The sequence below is a fragment of the Paramagnetospirillum kuznetsovii genome, assembly GCF_003284725.1.
Taxonomy (GTDB): domain Bacteria; phylum Pseudomonadota; class Alphaproteobacteria; order Rhodospirillales; family Magnetospirillaceae; genus Phaeospirillum; species Phaeospirillum kuznetsovii.
This window is the reverse complement of sequence record NZ_PGTO01000014.1, coordinates 37,312-52,426: the sequence shown is the minus strand read 5'-3', so window position 1 is coordinate 52,426 and position 15,115 is coordinate 37,312. Positions and strand designations below refer to the sequence as shown.

14 protein-coding genes are annotated in these 15,115 nt (G+C 64.1%); 8 read left to right on the top strand and 6 right to left on the bottom strand.

The genetic code is table 11. From position 1 onward, the window contains the following. The first annotated feature begins 56 nt into the window (after positions 1-56). Positions 57-845: a hypothetical protein gene (locus CU669_RS15520; RefSeq protein ID WP_112146333.1), complete on the top strand. Its 789-nt coding sequence runs from the start codon at positions 57-59 to the stop codon at positions 843-845. On the opposite strand, the gene CU669_RS21585 is transcribed toward CU669_RS15520, so the two are convergent. Both CU669_RS21585 and CU669_RS15515 read right to left on the bottom strand, forming a co-directional pair. After that, on the bottom strand, positions 842-1,018 hold the full coding sequence (locus CU669_RS21585) for a hypothetical protein (protein WP_192884626.1): 177 nt from the start codon (positions 1,016-1,018) through the stop codon (positions 842-844). The genes CU669_RS15520 and CU669_RS21585 overlap by 4 nt on opposite strands. A gap of 99 nt (positions 1,019-1,117) precedes the next feature. Next, positions 1,118-1,678: a gamma-glutamylcyclotransferase gene (locus tag CU669_RS15515; RefSeq protein ID WP_112146331.1), complete on the bottom strand. Its 561-nt coding sequence runs from the start codon at positions 1,676-1,678 to the stop codon at positions 1,118-1,120. Between the two features lie 56 nt (positions 1,679-1,734). Between CU669_RS15515 and bluB the strand changes: the two genes are divergently transcribed. After that, complete coding sequence (bluB, locus tag CU669_RS15510; protein ID WP_112146329.1) at positions 1,735-2,481, top strand: 5,6-dimethylbenzimidazole synthase; 747 nt, start codon at positions 1,735-1,737, stop codon at positions 2,479-2,481. Positions 2,482-2,496: 15 nt separating this feature from the next. On the opposite strand, the gene CU669_RS15505 is transcribed toward bluB, so the two are convergent. Further along, a complete protein-coding gene (locus CU669_RS15505) occupies positions 2,497-3,114 on the bottom strand; it encodes a class I SAM-dependent methyltransferase (protein WP_112146328.1) in 618 nt (205 codons plus the stop codon). A gap of 103 nt (positions 3,115-3,217) precedes the next feature. Between CU669_RS15505 and CU669_RS15500 the strand changes: the two genes are divergently transcribed. Beyond that, complete coding sequence (locus CU669_RS15500; protein WP_112146326.1) at positions 3,218-4,603, top strand: class II 3-deoxy-7-phosphoheptulonate synthase; 1,386 nt, start codon at positions 3,218-3,220, stop codon at positions 4,601-4,603. Positions 4,604-4,744: 141 nt separating this feature from the next. Continuing rightward, complete coding sequence (locus tag CU669_RS15495; RefSeq protein ID WP_239988740.1) at positions 4,745-6,409, top strand: methyl-accepting chemotaxis protein; 1,665 nt, start codon at positions 4,745-4,747, stop codon at positions 6,407-6,409. Between the two features lie 255 nt (positions 6,410-6,664). Here the strand turns inward: CU669_RS15495 and CU669_RS15490 are convergent, their stop codons facing one another. Continuing rightward, a complete protein-coding gene (locus tag CU669_RS15490; protein WP_112146322.1) occupies positions 6,665-7,141 on the bottom strand; it encodes a hypothetical protein in 477 nt (158 codons plus the stop codon). 683 nt (positions 7,142-7,824) lie between these two features. Between CU669_RS15490 and CU669_RS15485 the strand changes: the two genes are divergently transcribed. Beyond that, the gene (locus CU669_RS15485; protein ID WP_239988739.1) at positions 7,825-10,635 is read left to right on the top strand and encodes a hypothetical protein; all 2,811 of its coding nucleotides are present in this window, start codon (positions 7,825-7,827) and stop codon (positions 10,633-10,635) included. A gap of 121 nt (positions 10,636-10,756) precedes the next feature. On the opposite strand, the gene CU669_RS15480 is transcribed toward CU669_RS15485, so the two are convergent. Beyond that, on the bottom strand, positions 10,757-11,161 hold the full coding sequence (locus CU669_RS15480; protein ID WP_112146318.1) for an HIT domain-containing protein: 405 nt from the start codon (positions 11,159-11,161) through the stop codon (positions 10,757-10,759). Positions 11,162-11,237: 76 nt separating this feature from the next. On the opposite strand from CU669_RS15480, the gene CU669_RS15475 reads away from it, so the two are divergent. Together CU669_RS15475 and CU669_RS15470 are read left to right on the top strand one after the other, a co-directional pair. Then, entirely contained in the window at positions 11,238-12,404 is a 1,167-nt protein-coding gene (locus tag CU669_RS15475; RefSeq protein WP_112146316.1) for an SGNH/GDSL hydrolase family protein, read from the top strand. 219 nt (positions 12,405-12,623) lie between these two features. Beyond that, positions 12,624-14,306, top strand: coding sequence for an AMP-binding protein (locus CU669_RS15470; RefSeq protein WP_112146416.1), 1,683 nt, complete (start codon positions 12,624-12,626; stop codon positions 14,304-14,306). Between the two features lie 142 nt (positions 14,307-14,448). Here CU669_RS15470 and CU669_RS15465 read toward each other — a convergent pair whose 3' ends face one another. Continuing rightward, positions 14,449-14,655, bottom strand: a complete 207-nt coding sequence (locus CU669_RS15465) for a (2Fe-2S)-binding protein (protein ID WP_112146314.1) — start codon at positions 14,653-14,655, stop codon at positions 14,449-14,451. Positions 14,656-14,859: 204 nt separating this feature from the next. On the opposite strand from CU669_RS15465, the gene CU669_RS21160 reads away from it, so the two are divergent. Further along, positions 14,860-15,069 carry a hypothetical protein gene (locus CU669_RS21160; protein ID WP_146747753.1) on the top strand — a complete coding sequence of 70 codons (210 nt, stop codon included), beginning with the start codon at positions 14,860-14,862 and terminating at the stop codon, positions 15,067-15,069. Positions 15,070-15,115 lie beyond the last annotated feature (46 nt).

Below are 15,115 nucleotides of genomic sequence, written 5' to 3'. Positions count from 1 at the left end.
CGACGGCGGACCCGTTATCCTTCGCTCATCAGATCACCCTGGCCGCAAGGTTCCCGATGTCATCCAGCAAGACCGCCGCCCACGGACCCAGTTGCTGCGAAGGCGTCGGCACCACCATGATCGGCCATTTCGTTACCCGGTTGGAGGTGGAGGCGGGCAAGGCTGGCGGCAGCCTGACCGCCGCCCAGATCAGGGCCTTGGCCCAGCGCTTCGTCGCCACCGAACAGGCGCGCTTCAAGGGCTTTTATCAGCGTACCTGGGACGAATGCACCATCGCCCGCGAGGCCCATCTGCTGGAGAGTGCGCGGCGCATGCCGTTCGACCGCATTTTGATGCGGCGCTTCGCCCATCTGTTTCCGCCTCGCACCGGCGATGACGGCGGCACCGGGGTGCTGTCGCGTCGGATCATTCCCGGCCTCAACATCGCCATCGACAAGATGATCGGGCCGGAGATGTACCGGCAAAGCCAGGCGTTGTGCGAAATCATCCTGGACCGTCATGCCCAGGACGATGGTGGCTGGAATTGGGAGGCCGTCCACGCGGATTCCGAGGCGAGGGCGCTGGTCAACGAGGCGCTGGTGGTTGTCGCGGGAACCTTCGCCGCCTTCGAGCGGCGGCGGGCCTGGTTCATTGAACTGGTCAACGCCAATCTGACGCCGGTCCGGCGCGGCGCCAGCGACGAGCATTTCCGCCTGGGTGAAAGCGGCTTTTCCGCCCTGATGCGTGCACTGTTCGCCGATCTGGCGGCCGGTCTGCGCGCCCATCCGGCGGAGGCCGTCGCCCGTTGGGGCGCTCCTACCGTCGAGGACTTGAAGGCGTTCTTCCGCAGGCTGGAAGGCGCTTAGCCCCCCGACGACATTCTTTCGGCGACGCGCCCCATGCTCTGGGCGCAGTCGGGAAACATCCTGGCCAGACTGACCGCCAGGCGCTTGGCGTGTTCGCGGTCGAAATGATGGCCGCGAATCTCGGCTTCGAGGATGTCGCGCATCTGGTTCACTTCTTCCCAACGATATTTCATGGCCCGAACTCCCGGAGCGGCATTGCTGCCTGGGATATGCCATACGCTTTGCCGTAATATGATGACGGAGGCTTGAATGTTGCGTTGCAGTATGAGGGGTCAGATGCCCGATCCGGCCTCGATGATGCCGGTCTGGCGTTCCACTTCCACCAGCAGGGCATGGAGGTCTGGCTCGGAAAAGCCTTCCTGCTCCAACTGACGAATGGTGTTGATCAGATAGTCGCGGTTCAGCCCGGCGCAGCCCTGGGCGTCCATGATGATGGCGGCGGCCCGTTGCAGCGGCAGATGTCCGGCATAGTGATGATGGGCGGTATCGGCGACGAAGGTATAGGCGGGTTCCACGCGACCATCGTCAAAGTCTATGTCCAGCGTCCGTGCCACATAGGCATAGCCGATCAGTTCACGCTCGTTGAGGTAGTCGATGACCGAGGCGGCCCGCTGGCGCGCCACCCGAAAGGCGAGTCCACGGCAGGAGCCGCCCGCGTCTAGTCCAAGGACCAGACCGGGATGGTCGGGGGTGCCGCGCCAATGGCGGGAGTAGATGCAAAAGCCCCGGCGCCAGCCCTTTAGCACCGCCGGCTTGACCTCGTCATAGTCGAAGCCCGGCCGCCACATGAGCGAGCCGTAACCGAAAACCCAAAGATCGCGTTCCGTGGTCATTGACCGAAGATGCTATTAGAGTGACGCCCGCGCAGGCGAGCAGAAGGGACGGAAGAATGACAGAACAAGCGGCCGCCATCCAGGGGGACGACGCGCTGACCGAGGCGGACCGCCAGGGCCTGTACCGGGTGCTGCTGTCGCGGCGCGATGTGCGCGGCCAGTTCATGCCCGATCCGGTCCCAGACGATGTCTTGGCCCGCATCCTGACGGCGGCCCATTACGCGCCGTCGGTGGGCTTCATGCAGCCGTGGAATTTCATCCTTGTGCGCTCGCCCGAGGTCCGGGGGCGGGTCAAGGCTGCCTTCCAGCAGGCCAATGACGAGGCCGCCGCCATGTTCGACGGCGAGCGCCAGGCGGTCTACCGCTCCCTGAAGCTGGAAGGCATCATGGATGCGCCGCTGAATATCTGTGTCACCTGCGATCGCGACCGGGTCGGCCCCGTGGTGCTGGGGCGCACCCATATCCCCACCATGGATCTTTATTCCACCGTCTGCGCGGTGGAAAACCTGTGGCTGGCCGCCCGCGCCGAGGGGCTCGGTCTCGGCTGGGTCAGCATCATCTCCGAACCGGCGCTGAAGGAAATTCTCGGCCTCCCCGAGCGTGTGGTGCCGGTAGCGTATCTGTGCCTCGGCAAGGTCAGCCATTTCTACGCCAAGCCGGAATTGGCGGCCAAGGGGTGGCGCAGGCGGCTGGACCTGACCGATCTGGTTTGCCTGGACGGCTGGGATGGCCCAAAAGACGGCGCTCTGGCGCGGGAATTGGCCAGGGCGCAGGACGCGGCGGAGGACGGCACGTTGATCTAGTGTCCTGCCCCGGCCTCATTGCCGAAGGAAGCGGCACCAGACGAAGTTCTGGATCTTGCCGCCGGGCGTGACATGGGCTTCACGGCGATCATCCATCAGGCGGAATTCCGCCCCCAGCAGGGCCGACAGGCTGGCCAGGTCGTGGCGGGCGGTGGGCAGGCCCGAGCACCTGTCGGGGCCGTCGGGCGCGAAGGCGGCGATGATGACGGTGGCTTCGGGGCCAAGCGCCGTCCTCATGAGCTCCACATAGGCGGCCTGCTCGGCGGGATCGCGCAGGAAATGGAAAACGGCGCGGTCGTGCCACAGGTCGAACAGCCCCGGCACCGGCTTCCAGTCCAAGACGTCGGATTCGATCCAGGTCACGTCGTCGCCCATGGGGCCGAGGCGTTCGGCGGATTGGCGCAGCGCCGCCTCGGCGATGTCGAGCACCGCCACATGGACATATCCCCGCTCCAGCAGGCGATCGACCAGAACCGACGCGCCGCCGCCCACATCGATGATGGCGGCGTCCTTGCGCAATCCGGCCGCCCGGATCAATTCCAGCGACAGGGTGGGGTCGTCCTGGTGCCACGACACCGCCTCGGGCGATTTGGTGGTCCAGACCTCTTGCCAGTGTTGTTTCCGCTCGCTCATGGGCCAGATGATACAGGGTTAAGGATGGACTGGAAATATGATGCCGGGAGTCGTATAGAAGCGCTTCTTGTTTCGCAGTCGCGGTAAAGAGGTTTCAGGTTTCATGTCCCAGAACTGGTCGCCGGAAAGCTGGCGCGCGAAGCCCATTCATCAGGTTCCCACCTATCCCGATCAGGCCGCCTTGGCCGAGGTCGAGGAGACGCTGCGCAATTCTCCCCCGCTGGTCTTCGCGGGCGAGGCACGCAGGCTCCAGGCGTCCCTGGGCGAGGTGGCCGACGGCAAGGCCTTCCTGCTGCAAGGCGGCGATTGCGCCGAAAGCTTCGTCGAATTCCGCGCCAACAATATTCGCGATACCTTCCGCGCTTTGTTGCAGATGGCGGTGGTGCTGACCTATGGCGCCGCCATGCCGGTGGTCAAGGTCGGCCGCATGGCCGGTCAGTTCGCCAAGCCCCGCTCGGCCGATACCGAGACCATCGACGGCGTGACGCTGCCCAGCTATCGCGGCGACAATATCAACGGTATCGAATTCACTCCGGAATCGCGCATTCCCGATCCCGCCCGCATGATCCGCGCCTACAACCAGTCGGCGGCGACGCTGAACCTGCTGCGCGCCTTCGCCCAGGGCGGTTATGCCGATCTGCACAAGGTGCATCAGTGGACGCTGTCTTGCGTCGCGGGCACCTTGCAGGGCGCCCGTTATCAGGATCTGTGCGCCCGTCTGGACGAGACCCTGGCCTTCATGGAGGCCTGCGGCCTGACCTCCGAGACCACGCCGCAACTGCGCGAGACCGATTTCTTCACCTCGCACGAAGCCCTGCTGCTGCCCTACGAGCAGGCGCTGACCCGGGTGGATTCCACCACCGGCGACTGGTACGACTGCTCCGCCCACATGCTGTGGATCGGCGAGCGCACCCGCCAATTGGATGCCGGGCATGTGGAATTCCTGCGCGGCGTCGGCAATCCGCTGGGCTTCAAGGCGGGGCCGGGCATGAGCCCGGACGAGCTGCTGCGCCTCATCGACACCCTGAACCCGGCCAATATCCCCGGCCGCATCACCATCATCACTCGCATGGGGGCCGAGAAGATCGAGGCCGCCCTGCCCAACCTGATCCGGGCCGTGAAGCGCGAGGGCCGCTCGGTGGTGTGGTCGTGCGATCCCATGCACGCCAATACGGTCAAGGCCGCCACCGGCTTCAAGACCCGGCTGTTCGACAGCATCCTGGCGGAGGTGCGCGCCTTCTTCGCCGTCCACAAGGCGGAAGGCTCCCATGCGGGCGGCGTCCATTTCGAGATGACCGGCCAGGACGTCACCGAATGCGTCGGCGGCATGACCGCCGTCACCGAGGCCAGCCTGGGCGACCGCTACCACACCCATTGCGATCCCCGGCTCAACGCCACCCAGGCGCTTGAACTGGCGTTCCTGATCGCCGAGCAACTGAAGGACGAACGGGTCCAGGCGCGTGCCAAGGCGCGGGCGGCGGCACGCTGACCGGACAACGGCGATGAACCTAGCCAATAGCACTAAGTAACGCCGCTGGTGGGCTATCAATCCCTGGTGTAATCTCTGCCCTTGGGTTCAGCTTTACGGGGGTGGCGAACCATGGGGAAGTCGGGGATTCTCCTTAAATTGATGTCCACGGCCGTCTTGGCCTTGGTCGGATTCGTCATCTTGTCCTGGGTGGCGCTAGCGCAGATTCGCCAATCCATGCTGGACGAGCGGGTCGCCAAGGTGGAGGCGCTGACCGAGGTGGCGCGGGCCACCGTCCAATCCTTCCATGATCGATCCAAGGCCGGTGAATTCGACGAGGCCACCGCCAAGGCCCAAGCCATCGAAACCCTGCGGCCGGTGCGCTATCAGGGGCAGGAATACTACTTCATCTACGATTTCGACGGCGTCAACGTGATGCTGCCGCCCAAGCCCGAGCGCGAGGGCAAGGGTTTCATGGATCTCAAGGATTCCGACGGCGTCGCCTTCATCCGTCAATTGGTGGACGGCGCCAAGACCGGGATGGCCAAGGTGGTCTATAAGTTCCCGCGCCCCGGGTCGGACCTTCCCGTCGCCAAGGTGTCCGTGGCCCTGGCGCATGCGCCGTGGAAATGGGTCATCGGCACCGGCGTCTATCTCGACGACGTGGACGCGGCCTTCACCGCCGCCGCCTGGGGCTTCGCCTCCATCGCCGTGTCGGTGATCCTGATCGCCCTGGTGTTGGTCACCATTCTGGCGCGCCATATCGCCATGCCCATCACCGCCCTGGCCGATGTGGCCGAGCGTCTCGCCCAGCGTGACTTCAGCGTCGACGTGGATCGCTCCCCGCGCAAGGACGAGATCGGCACCCTGACCAAGGCGGTCGCCGTCCTGCGCGACGAGGCGGCCGCCTTCGAAGCGGCGCGCGCCGGGCAGCAGGAAGGCTACAAAGTCGCTTCGGCCCAGCGCCGGGCCGCGAGGCTCAAACTGGCCGATGACGTGGAAGCCACCATCAAGCGGATGTCCGACGTCTTGGTCGAGGCTGTCGCGGACATGGAAGATGCGGCTCGCACCGTGTCGGGCGCGGTGCAAAGCGCCAGCGATCAGGCGGCCGGTGTGGTCGCCACCGCCGAGCAAGCCTCGGCCAATGTGGGCACCGTCGCCACCGCCGCCGAACAACTGAGCTCCTCCATCCACGAAATCGCCGAACAGGTCCATCGCTCGTCGGCCATGTCGGGCGAGGCGGTCAGCGAGGCGGAACGAACCAATGCCCTGGTGCTCAGTCTTGCCGAGGCGGCCGGTCGCATCGGCGAGGTCGTCACCCTGATCAACGATATCGCCAGCCAGACCAACCTGCTGGCGCTCAACGCAACGATTGAAGCCGCAAGGGCGGGGGAAGCAGGCAAGGGCTTCGCCGTGGTGGCGGGGGAGGTCAAGACCCTGGCCAATCAGACGGCGCGGGCCACCGAGGAGATTTCCACCCAGGTGGGCGCGGTGCAGGCCCGCACCCGCGAGGCGGTCGAGGCCATTCGCGGCATCGGCGGCATGATCGGCACCTTGAACGAAATCGCCGGAGCCATCGCGGCGGCGGTGGAGGAGCAAGGCGCCGCCACCCAGGAAATCGCCCGCAACGTCCAACAAGCCGCCGCCGGGACCATGGAGGTCACCAGCGTCCTGGGCGAGTTGTCGGCGGCCACCGCCGAGGCCGGCGGCAGCGCCGACCGTGTTCTGCACATCGCGGGCCGCCTGTCGAACGAGGCGGGCAGCCTGGAAAGCGAAGTCCACAACTTCATGGATACGGTCCGCGCCGATCAGGGGGCCAGCGGTTGACCCGTGTGCCGCTTTTTTGACGGCGGTCCATAAGAGAATTGGGGCAAGAGAAATGGCGAAAAATCGACTCTGACCCCATTTTCTCTTGGCGATGATGCCTTTCTCACGGAATTGGAAACACGGACGAATCGCTCCCTAAAACCCGCAAAACCGGGGCCTAAGCAACAGGCCTCAAGCGACGCCGTAAAGCAGCGAGCGTTAATCTAGCGTACTGTCACCGTAACCCTGTCACCGCAACCTGTCACCGCAACCAGATTAGAGTGCGCCGATGGCCTTGGAGATCTGCGCGTCATTGCGACCCGCCCAGCAGTCACCGCGCCCGGTGATTGAGGCGACTTCGGAGCCAGAGCGGTTATCGACAATCGTTATGTCGTACTCAACCGCATTTTCACCAGCAGCGCAGACGTTCCAAACATGCTGCTCCACAGTGAACGTGTATCTTGAGGATCGCTCTCTGGTCCGCGTGATATCTATCTCAGGAATGACTTTCCCGATAAACTTTTCATCGCCAGCAGAGACGATGACCTTCCATCCTTCTTTTATCAGTGCCTCTTTCAGCGCACCGATGATTCCGTAATGACCGGGCGGAACGATGGCCGTCATCTCGGCATGATCGATCTTCCCATAGGAGGATACCTTGCCGTTGGCGCAAGCTGTCAGGACAAGGGCGACAGCAAGCACTGTCAGTTTTTTCCACCCGCATGGCGTAGCGCGATCCATTGAAAACCTCATGGCAAATCATCCCCTCTTGGTGCCGGAAAGTTCTGATCCGGCAGCATCCCCATTAGGTGCAGCATCAGATTGCATTACGGTGACAGTGGGCTGAATTGACTGCGGGCGCTTTTCCACCTTGATCGAGTCCATCGTCCCGCTCACTGAAACGCTTGCCCGCGAAAGATGGAATGCTAGGCGGCTCCACAGCCAAGTGTCAACGTGACCAATGGTCAAGGGATTGCGGCGACAGAGCTTGACGTGACGGCGGGCAGTTTTTCGCCTTGCTCGAATTCATCCTCCCTTTTCCAAGGCGAAGCGCCCGGCGCGGCGAGGCCGGTCTTTGAGGCACAAATCGCGACAGATATGGCAAATCTGTAACGGGGATCAGTGTTTGATTTTCCTCCATGAAAAAGGCATCCTGCGAAGCGCTGTCCAAGGTCCGGGGGGAGAGGGGGAGCAGTGTCCGCCCATCACTTGGAATTTTGGCTTGGCTTTAGCCCCAAGCCTCGGCACCGCCGCCGCTTCGCGGTCGGACACGGCATACCTGTTGTCGCCCGAATGAATTGGGCGGTCGCGGGCCTGAAATTTCAGTTGTTCAAGGCTGACTCATGGGTGACACGACGATGACCAGAGGCGAGACCGAGGCTCAGGAAACCGGGGCAGCCCCCGTAGCGGCTGACGATACCCCGGAGAAAGGGGCCATGCTTTCCCCGCCGCTGCCTGATTTGCGTCCTGCTCCCGTCAGTCGGCCCGTCGCTTCCGCCCAAGGCGGCAGTCGGTTGGCCCAGGTGGTCAGCCTGATTGTCACGGTCCTGTGGATCGGATTGTGCGGCAGCTACGCCAACACCTCCATCGGCTGGAACAATCTGGTCTTCATGCAGCCGCAGGAAATCGGCGGACTGGCGGGCGCCGCCTTCCTGCCCCTGGCCTTCCTGTGGCTGGTGGTGGCCTATCTCGATCGCGGCCGCGAGCTGCGCTCGGTTTCCGCCGAGATCCGCCAGCAGCTCTCGCTGCTGACCTATCCCGCCGAGGGCGCCGAGCAGCGTGTCGCCGTCATCGCCAATTCATTGCGCGCCCAGGCGGGCGAACTCATCCAGGCCTCGACCCTGGCCTCCAACCAGGCCGAAACCATCCGCGACATGCTGGTCACCCAGGTGGAAGCCATGACCGGCGTGCTCGGGCGCGTCAACAACGAGGCCCAGTCCGCCGTGGATGCGCTTCGCCAGGAAGTGGCTGGGCTGACCCAGGCCGCCGACGCCGCCACGTCGCGGGCCCGCGAGGTCGAGCACCTGCTGCGCATCCAGACCCAGGATCTCAACACTGTCACCGAGACCTCGGCGACCCGCATTCGCGACTTCGGCGAATTGCTGCGCGGCCAGATCGAAAGCATCGATGCCACCTCGGCCCGCGCCGCGTCGCGTGCCGATTCCGTGGCGGAACAGGTCAAGGCGCAGTCCGAGGCCCTGGACCGCACCTCGCAGAACGCCGTTGTCCGCGCCGAGCAGGTGGTCGCCATGTTCGAACGCCAAAGCGCCCAGTTGGGCAGCTCGGCCGAGCAGGCCACCAACCGCACCGAGGTGGTCGCCACCGCCCTGGCCGAGCGTGTCGACGCGCTGGAAGGCCTGTTCACCCGCCAGAACACCGACCTGGATCAGGCCGCCGAGCGTCTGGCCGAACAGACCGGCCGCATTTCCGCCTCGCTGCAACAGCAGGCCACCGGCCTCGACCAGATCACCGAACGCGTGCTGTCGCGCGTCAAGATCGTGGAAGAGGCGCTGGGCGTTCAGTCCCGCGAACTGGTTTCCGCCTCGGATCAGGCCATGGGCCGCTTCCGCGAGATCGAGGAAGTGCTGTCGCGCCATACCGAGAATCTGCGCCTCGCCGCCGATGATGCCTCGTCCCAGATGGGCGCCGTGGGCGAAGTCTTCGCCCAGCGCCGCGACGACGTGGACAGCGCGGTGGAGCGCGCCATCGCCCGCATCCGCGAAACCGGCGAGGGCTTCCAGGCCCAGAGCCGCGCCCTGTCGGCCGCCTCCGATCAGATGAGCGTGCGCGGACGCGAAGTGTCCGAGACGCTGCGCCTGCATATCGACGACCTCAACAAGGGGGCCGAAAAGGCCGCCGCCCAGGCCGAGGCCATCCGTCAGTCCCTGCGCAAGCAGGCCGACGAACTGGCCGATGCCGCCAATGTGGTTTCGACCCAGTCCAAGCTGTCGGAAGCCTCGCTGAACCAGCAGTCCCGTCATCTGATCGCCACCTCCGATCAGGTCATGGGCCGCGTCAAGGGCATCGCCGACACGCTGCGCCAGAACACCAACGACCTGATCGCCATGTCGAGCCGCGTCGGCGTCGAGTTGGAAGCGGTGGGCGAGGCGCTGCGCCAGCGCAGCACCGATGTGGGCACCGCCTCGGCGCGGGCCATCACCGAGACCGGCAGCGTCGCCGAGACGCTGGAAAAGCGGTCCGAGCAACTGGGCATGGTTTCCGAGCAGCTGGGTGCCCGCGTGCGCGCCGCCACCGAGGTTCTGCGCAAGCAGACCGAGCAGGTGGTCATCTCCGCCGATCAGGCGGAAGCCTCGGTCAGCGCCGTGGGCGAAGGCTTGCGGGTGCAGTCACAGGCCCTGGCCCGCGTCGCCGACGATTCCACCGATGTGCTCAAGGCCTTCGGCGCCTCCATCCAGCAGAATGCCGTCGAACTGGGCGAAGCCGCCCAGCAGGTCTTCGCCCAGTCGCAGACCGCGGGCGACGCCCTGCGCACCATCAGCCGCGACTTCGAGGAAACCTCCAATAAGACAGCCGCCCAGGTCACCGCCGCTGGCGACATGCTGCGCGCCGGTATCCGCGACCTTACCGCGTCGTCGGAGCGCATTACCGCCCAGGTCCGCGCCGCCGGTGACGGATTGCGCCGCCACGCCAGCGAATTGCAGGAAACCACCGAGCGGACCAGCGCCAAGCTGGAAGCCGCCTTCGAGATGGTGCGGGCCAAGTCCAACGATCTGGGCATCACCGGCGACCGTCTGGCGACCCAGGCGGAAAGCTTCTCCAACAGCTTCTCGCGGCAGGTGGACGAACTGGTCAACGCCTCCAAGCTGGCCGAAATCCGTGCCCAGCAGATGGAAGAGAAGCGGTCGCAGGCTTCGGTCGAGCACTTCTTGCAGAACGCCGCCTTCATCGTCGAGAAGTTGCAGTCGCTCTCGGTCGATATCGGCCGTATCTTCAACGCCAATATAGACGAGAAGGCGTGGCGCGATTTCCACGCTGGCGATCAAAGCATCTTCGTGCGCAAGATCCTCAAGAATCTGGACAAGCACCAGATGTCGTCCATTAAGAACAAGTTCGAGGACGACGGCGAGTTCCGCGAATACGTCACCCGCTATCTGGCGGAATTCGAGAACCTGCTGGGTCAGGCCCGTAATTCCGACCATATGGACGTGCTGACCGGCACCTTCACGTCGTCGGAAGTGGGAAAGCTCTATCTGGTTCTGGCGCGCTCGCTGGGTCGTCTGGAATAGAAGCCACAACGTCAGGCAAACGGCGCCGGAGCGATTCGGCGCCGTTTTCGTTTCTACACAAGACCCTTATGGAAAGCGGGCGTCTCGCCCGCCCAAGGGTCGCTTCAAACGACGAGCGGCATCAGTCGCCCAGCGCGCCCCGCAACTCCGTGATCCGCCCCACCAGCCCTTCCGGCTCGTAGGCAGCGGCTGGAACCGCGCCCCAGACCGGTTTCGGCCAAGCCGGGTCGGTGGCGAAGCGTGCGATCACATGGACGTGCAGTTGCGGCACCATGTTGCCTAGCGCGGCCACATTGACGCGGTCGGGGTTCAACAGTTCCCGCAGAGCGGAGGATGCCCGCGCCACCTCTTCCATCAGCGTGGCGCGAACCTCGGGGGCGAGATCGGTGATTTCCGAAATCTCGGCGCGGCGCGGCACCAGGATCAGCCAAGGGTAGTTGGCATCCTTCATCAAGAGCACGCGGCACAGCGGCCAATCGCGGATCAATTGGGTGTCGGCGTCCAAGCGGGGATGAAGGCTGAACATGCATTATTTCTCCTCATTGCGCCGGGCACTGCAATCGCGGTATCAGAAGGCCTGACTTTTCCAAGGTATTGCCCGTATGCGCCGGAAACAATCGAATCCGCTGGGACGTCTGTTCACTTCGGTCGCCGTGATCGTGTTGTGTTCGGTGATCGGGGTGGCCATCGCCGAATGGGCATCGGACGCCGCCCTGAAAGTGCTGCGGGCCAAACGGCCGAGCTTCGCCGTTTCCTGGACGCCCGACAACATTCGAAAGCTCTACGACAGCGAGGACGTCAAACACTACGAACAAGTGATGTCCGAAGGGTGGCGCCAGTCCGACACCGTCTATAGCCCCTTCGTCGAATTTCGCATGGCGCCCTATAATGGCAAGCACTTCACCATCACCGAAGACGGCTACCGGACCAATGGGCGCGACGATCAGGATTTGAAGGCGGCGGGACCGAAAGTCTTCATCTATGGCGGCTCCACCGCCATGGGCATCGGCGTCGGCAATGACGAGACCATCGCCGCCAATGTGGAAAAGGCCCTGCGAGCTTCGGGGCGCACTGATGTCCAGGTGTTCAATTTCGGCGTTGTCTCCTATTTCTCCACCCAGGAGCGCATCGCGTTGGAACGCCATTTGACCTCGGGCGTCAAGCCGGATGTGGCGGTGTTCGTCGACGGCCTCAACGACTTCTATTACTGCACCGTTCCCGATGTGTCGGCCTGGAACGAGCGGCTGACCCAGTTGACGCGCGCACGGTCACGCATGCCCATCGCCCTGGAATTGTCCCATCGCTCGTCGGTGGTTCAACTGGCCCGCCATCTGGGCGGCGATAAGTCGGTGATGGTTCGGGAATGGGGCAGCTTCTGCGACAGCGAGGCGGATGTGGACCGGGTGATCGGCCGCCTCGACATCAATCGCCGGATGATCGATGCCACCGCCGAGCGTCTGGGCTTTAAGGCATTGTTCGTGCAACAGCCGGTTCCCACCTATTCCTACGACAATCGCAAGCGGCCGTTCCCGGTCAAGGAAGAGGCGCTGGGCTATCACATGAACTCGGCGCGGGGCTATCCCAAGCTGGCGCAGATGCGGTCCCAAGGACAGCTGTGGGAGCATGGCCTGCTGTGGCTGGCCGAGTTGGAACCCGCCGACGGCAACGCCTATATCGACACGGTGCACTATTCTCCCAAGTTCAATAAGCTGATCGGCGAACGCATCGCTGCCGCCATTCTCGAAGGCGGCTTGCCTCCGGCTCCGTAAACATTTTTAAAGTCGCATCGGTGGTCTGCGTTTCCTTGGGTTGCGCCGCAGGCTCGCCATGGACAACAATGGCTGCTTGAGTGGCGTGTTGGCGGGCGGATCGAGCCATGCGGCCGTCCGCTACCGAAAAGGCATTTGGGAGGATGCATGGCATTGGCGAAAGCGGGCACGACCAGCGCGGACGAGAAGGCTGAGCCGGGGTTCAGCTGGGATGCCCTTATGGCCGAATTGGCCGGCCCCGATGCGGGCGGGCTGAACATCGGCGCCGCCTGTGCCGACCGTCACGTGGCCGCTGGGCTGGGGCATGCCGTGGCGTTGCGCTGGCTGGGGCGCCATCAGAAGCGCGTCGAGTTTTCCTACCGAGACCTGTCCGATCTGTCCGGTCGCGTGGCGGGGGCCTTGGTCGGTCTTGGGTTGAAGCCGGGCGAGACCGTCGCGGTGCTGCTGGACCGGGTGCCCGAGCTTTATATCTCCGCGCTGGGAATTTGGAAGGCGGGTGGAATTTATTGCCCCTTGTCGGGAAGCTTTGGGCCTGGCCCCATCAAGGCCCGACTGGAAATGGGGCAAGCGAAGGTTCTGATCGCCTCGGAAGAGCTCTATGGCCGTAAGCTGGCGAGCAGCCGCGCCAGCCTTGGCGACATTCGTCATGTCTTGTTGGTCGGTGACGATGGCGGCCTCGTCCAGGGCCACGAGGATTGCATGGATTTCGGCGCGGTGATGTCGGAGGCCGCACCCGTGCCGCCGGTGGCGACGACACCGGACTCGCCTGCCTTCCTGCACTTCACCAGCGGCACCACCGGCACGCCCAAGGGCGCGCTGCACGCCCATCGTTCGGTGCTGGGCCATCTGATGACCGGGCGCCGGGTGTTCGGCCTCAGCGATGCCGATATCTTCTGGTGCACCGCCGATCCCGGCTGGGTGACCAGCACCGCCTATGGCGTGATTGCTCCGCTGGCTTGCGGCGCGACCTTGCTGGTGGATGAATCCGATGTGGAACCCCGGCGCTGGTACGGCATCTTGCACGACGAGAAGGTGACGGCCTGGTACACCACGCCGACCGCCATTCGCACCATGATGCGCTTCGGTGCCGCGCTGGCCCGTTCTTACCGGGAAAACAGCCTGCGCGTCGCCGCCAGCGTCGGCGAGCCGCTCAACGCCGAGGCGGTGACCTGGGGCCAAAAGGCGCTGGGTGTTCCCTTCCTTGATACCTGGTGGCAGACCGAAACCGGGGCCATCGTCATCGCCAATGCCTCTGGCCAGGGACGTCGGCCCGGCAGCATGGGGCAAGTCCTGCCAGGGGTCGAGGCGGCGGTCATACGGTGCGACGGCGGCGTGCGGAAGCGGGTCGACAGTCCCGACGTTGTGGGGGAATTGGCCCTGGGCCAAGGCTGGCCGGCCATGTTCTCCCATTATATCGGCGGTGACGATCCCGCGCCCGATTTCCGCCGTGACGGCTGGTATTTCACCGGCGATTTGGTCAAGCGCGATGCCGATGGCTTCTTCTGGTTCGTCGGCCGCGCCGACGACATGATCAAGTGCGGCGCCATCCAGATCGGGCCGTTCGAGGTCGAGGGCACCCTGATGGATCATCCCGCGGTGGCCGAGGTCGGCGTGGTGGGCAAGCCCGACCTGCTGCTGCGCGAGGTGCCGGTCGCCTTCGCCTCGCTCAATCCCGGCTTCGAGGCCGGCGACGCCTTGCGCACTGAATTGCTGTCCTTTTCCCGTCAGGAATTGGGAGCCGCCATGGCGCCGCGCGAGATTCACTTCATCGCGGAATTGCCCAAGACCTCCACCGGCAAGATTTTGCGTCGGGCCCTCAAGGCGAAAGCCTTGGGCGAACCCGAGGGGACCGAGATGCTGCCGACCCTGGGGCCATGTCCGGGCCGATTCGACGACGAATAGGATGAGTCCGGCATGACGCGGGCCTGCGGATCATCGTCACGGAAGAGGGGGCGATCCAGGGATGGCTGGCCGGTGAGAATGTCGTCAAGGCGGCTCCGCGTCGCTATGAAGGCGAAGCCGAATTGATCATCGGAGAGATCGTCTAATTCCGCTTGCCGCAGGGGCAACCGCCCGATGTGCCGCCACTGCCCTTGGTTTCATCCACTAATTCCCGCACGGTGGAAACGCATTTGCCGCAGCGGGGCTTGGCGTTGAACTGACGAAAGACCTGATTGGCATTGCCCGCGCCCTCTGTGATGGCAGCGCGCACCTGGCGGTCCGTGAAGCCGTGGCAAAGGCAGACATACATGGCGGTCTCCCGGTCCTATCAGTGGATATCGCTATGCATATGATAATCACTCGCAATAAGAATGCCAATAGATATTTTGTGTGATCATCATTCACGCTCGCCTTTTGTCATGAATGATCACGAATGAACCATTCTCGTGGCTTCGTTCGAGGGTTGCATGTCGCTAATCTGAGGTGGCAGTTCGGTTGATTCTGCGAGGCAACCATGAAACAGCGCCACTGCTTAGCGACCCGTGTCAGAGCCATGTTGGTGGCACAGAACGGCAATTCCGGCAACGCCGACCTGTCGCGTCTGATCGAAGGCGGGTGCGATTGCGCACAGCGGAATACCTGCACGCTGGGCTCCGCCTGCGAAAGCATTCACCTTTCATTCGCGCCCAGCCGTCCGGCATTGCTTGACATTGCACTGCAATAAGCGCAGGGTCCGCGTGCTCCGGATGATTCGCGTCCGGTTGCTCGCG

Bases quoted from the DNA above. Each gene is read 5' to 3' on its own strand.
- CU669_RS15520 (WP_112146333.1), top strand. From the start codon at position 57: ATGTCATCCAGCAAGACCGCCGCCCACGGACCCAGTTGCTGCGAAGGC.
- CU669_RS21585 (WP_192884626.1), bottom strand. From the start codon at position 1,018: ATGAAATATCGTTGGGAAGAAGTGAACCAGATGCGCGACATCCTCGAA.
- CU669_RS15515 (WP_112146331.1), bottom strand. From the start codon at position 1,678: ATGACCACGGAACGCGATCTTTGGGTTTTCGGTTACGGCTCGCTCATG.
- bluB (WP_112146329.1), top strand. From the start codon at position 1,735: ATGACAGAACAAGCGGCCGCCATCCAGGGGGACGACGCGCTGACCGAG.
- CU669_RS15505 (WP_112146328.1), bottom strand. From the start codon at position 3,114: ATGAGCGAGCGGAAACAACACTGGCAAGAGGTCTGGACCACCAAATCG.
- CU669_RS15500 (WP_112146326.1), top strand. From the start codon at position 3,218: ATGTCCCAGAACTGGTCGCCGGAAAGCTGGCGCGCGAAGCCCATTCAT.
- CU669_RS15495 (WP_239988740.1), top strand. From the start codon at position 4,745: ATGTCCACGGCCGTCTTGGCCTTGGTCGGATTCGTCATCTTGTCCTGG.
- CU669_RS15490 (WP_112146322.1), bottom strand. From the start codon at position 7,141: ATGAGGTTTTCAATGGATCGCGCTACGCCATGCGGGTGGAAAAAACTG.
- CU669_RS15485 (WP_239988739.1), top strand. From the start codon at position 7,825: ATGCTTTCCCCGCCGCTGCCTGATTTGCGTCCTGCTCCCGTCAGTCGG.
- CU669_RS15480 (WP_112146318.1), bottom strand. From the start codon at position 11,161: ATGTTCAGCCTTCATCCCCGCTTGGACGCCGACACCCAATTGATCCGC.
- CU669_RS15475 (WP_112146316.1), top strand. From the start codon at position 11,238: ATGCGCCGGAAACAATCGAATCCGCTGGGACGTCTGTTCACTTCGGTC.
- CU669_RS15470 (WP_112146416.1), top strand. From the start codon at position 12,624: ATGGCCGAATTGGCCGGCCCCGATGCGGGCGGGCTGAACATCGGCGCC.
- CU669_RS15465 (WP_112146314.1), bottom strand. From the start codon at position 14,655: ATGTATGTCTGCCTTTGCCACGGCTTCACGGACCGCCAGGTGCGCGCT.
- CU669_RS21160 (WP_146747753.1), top strand. From the start codon at position 14,860: ATGAAACAGCGCCACTGCTTAGCGACCCGTGTCAGAGCCATGTTGGTG.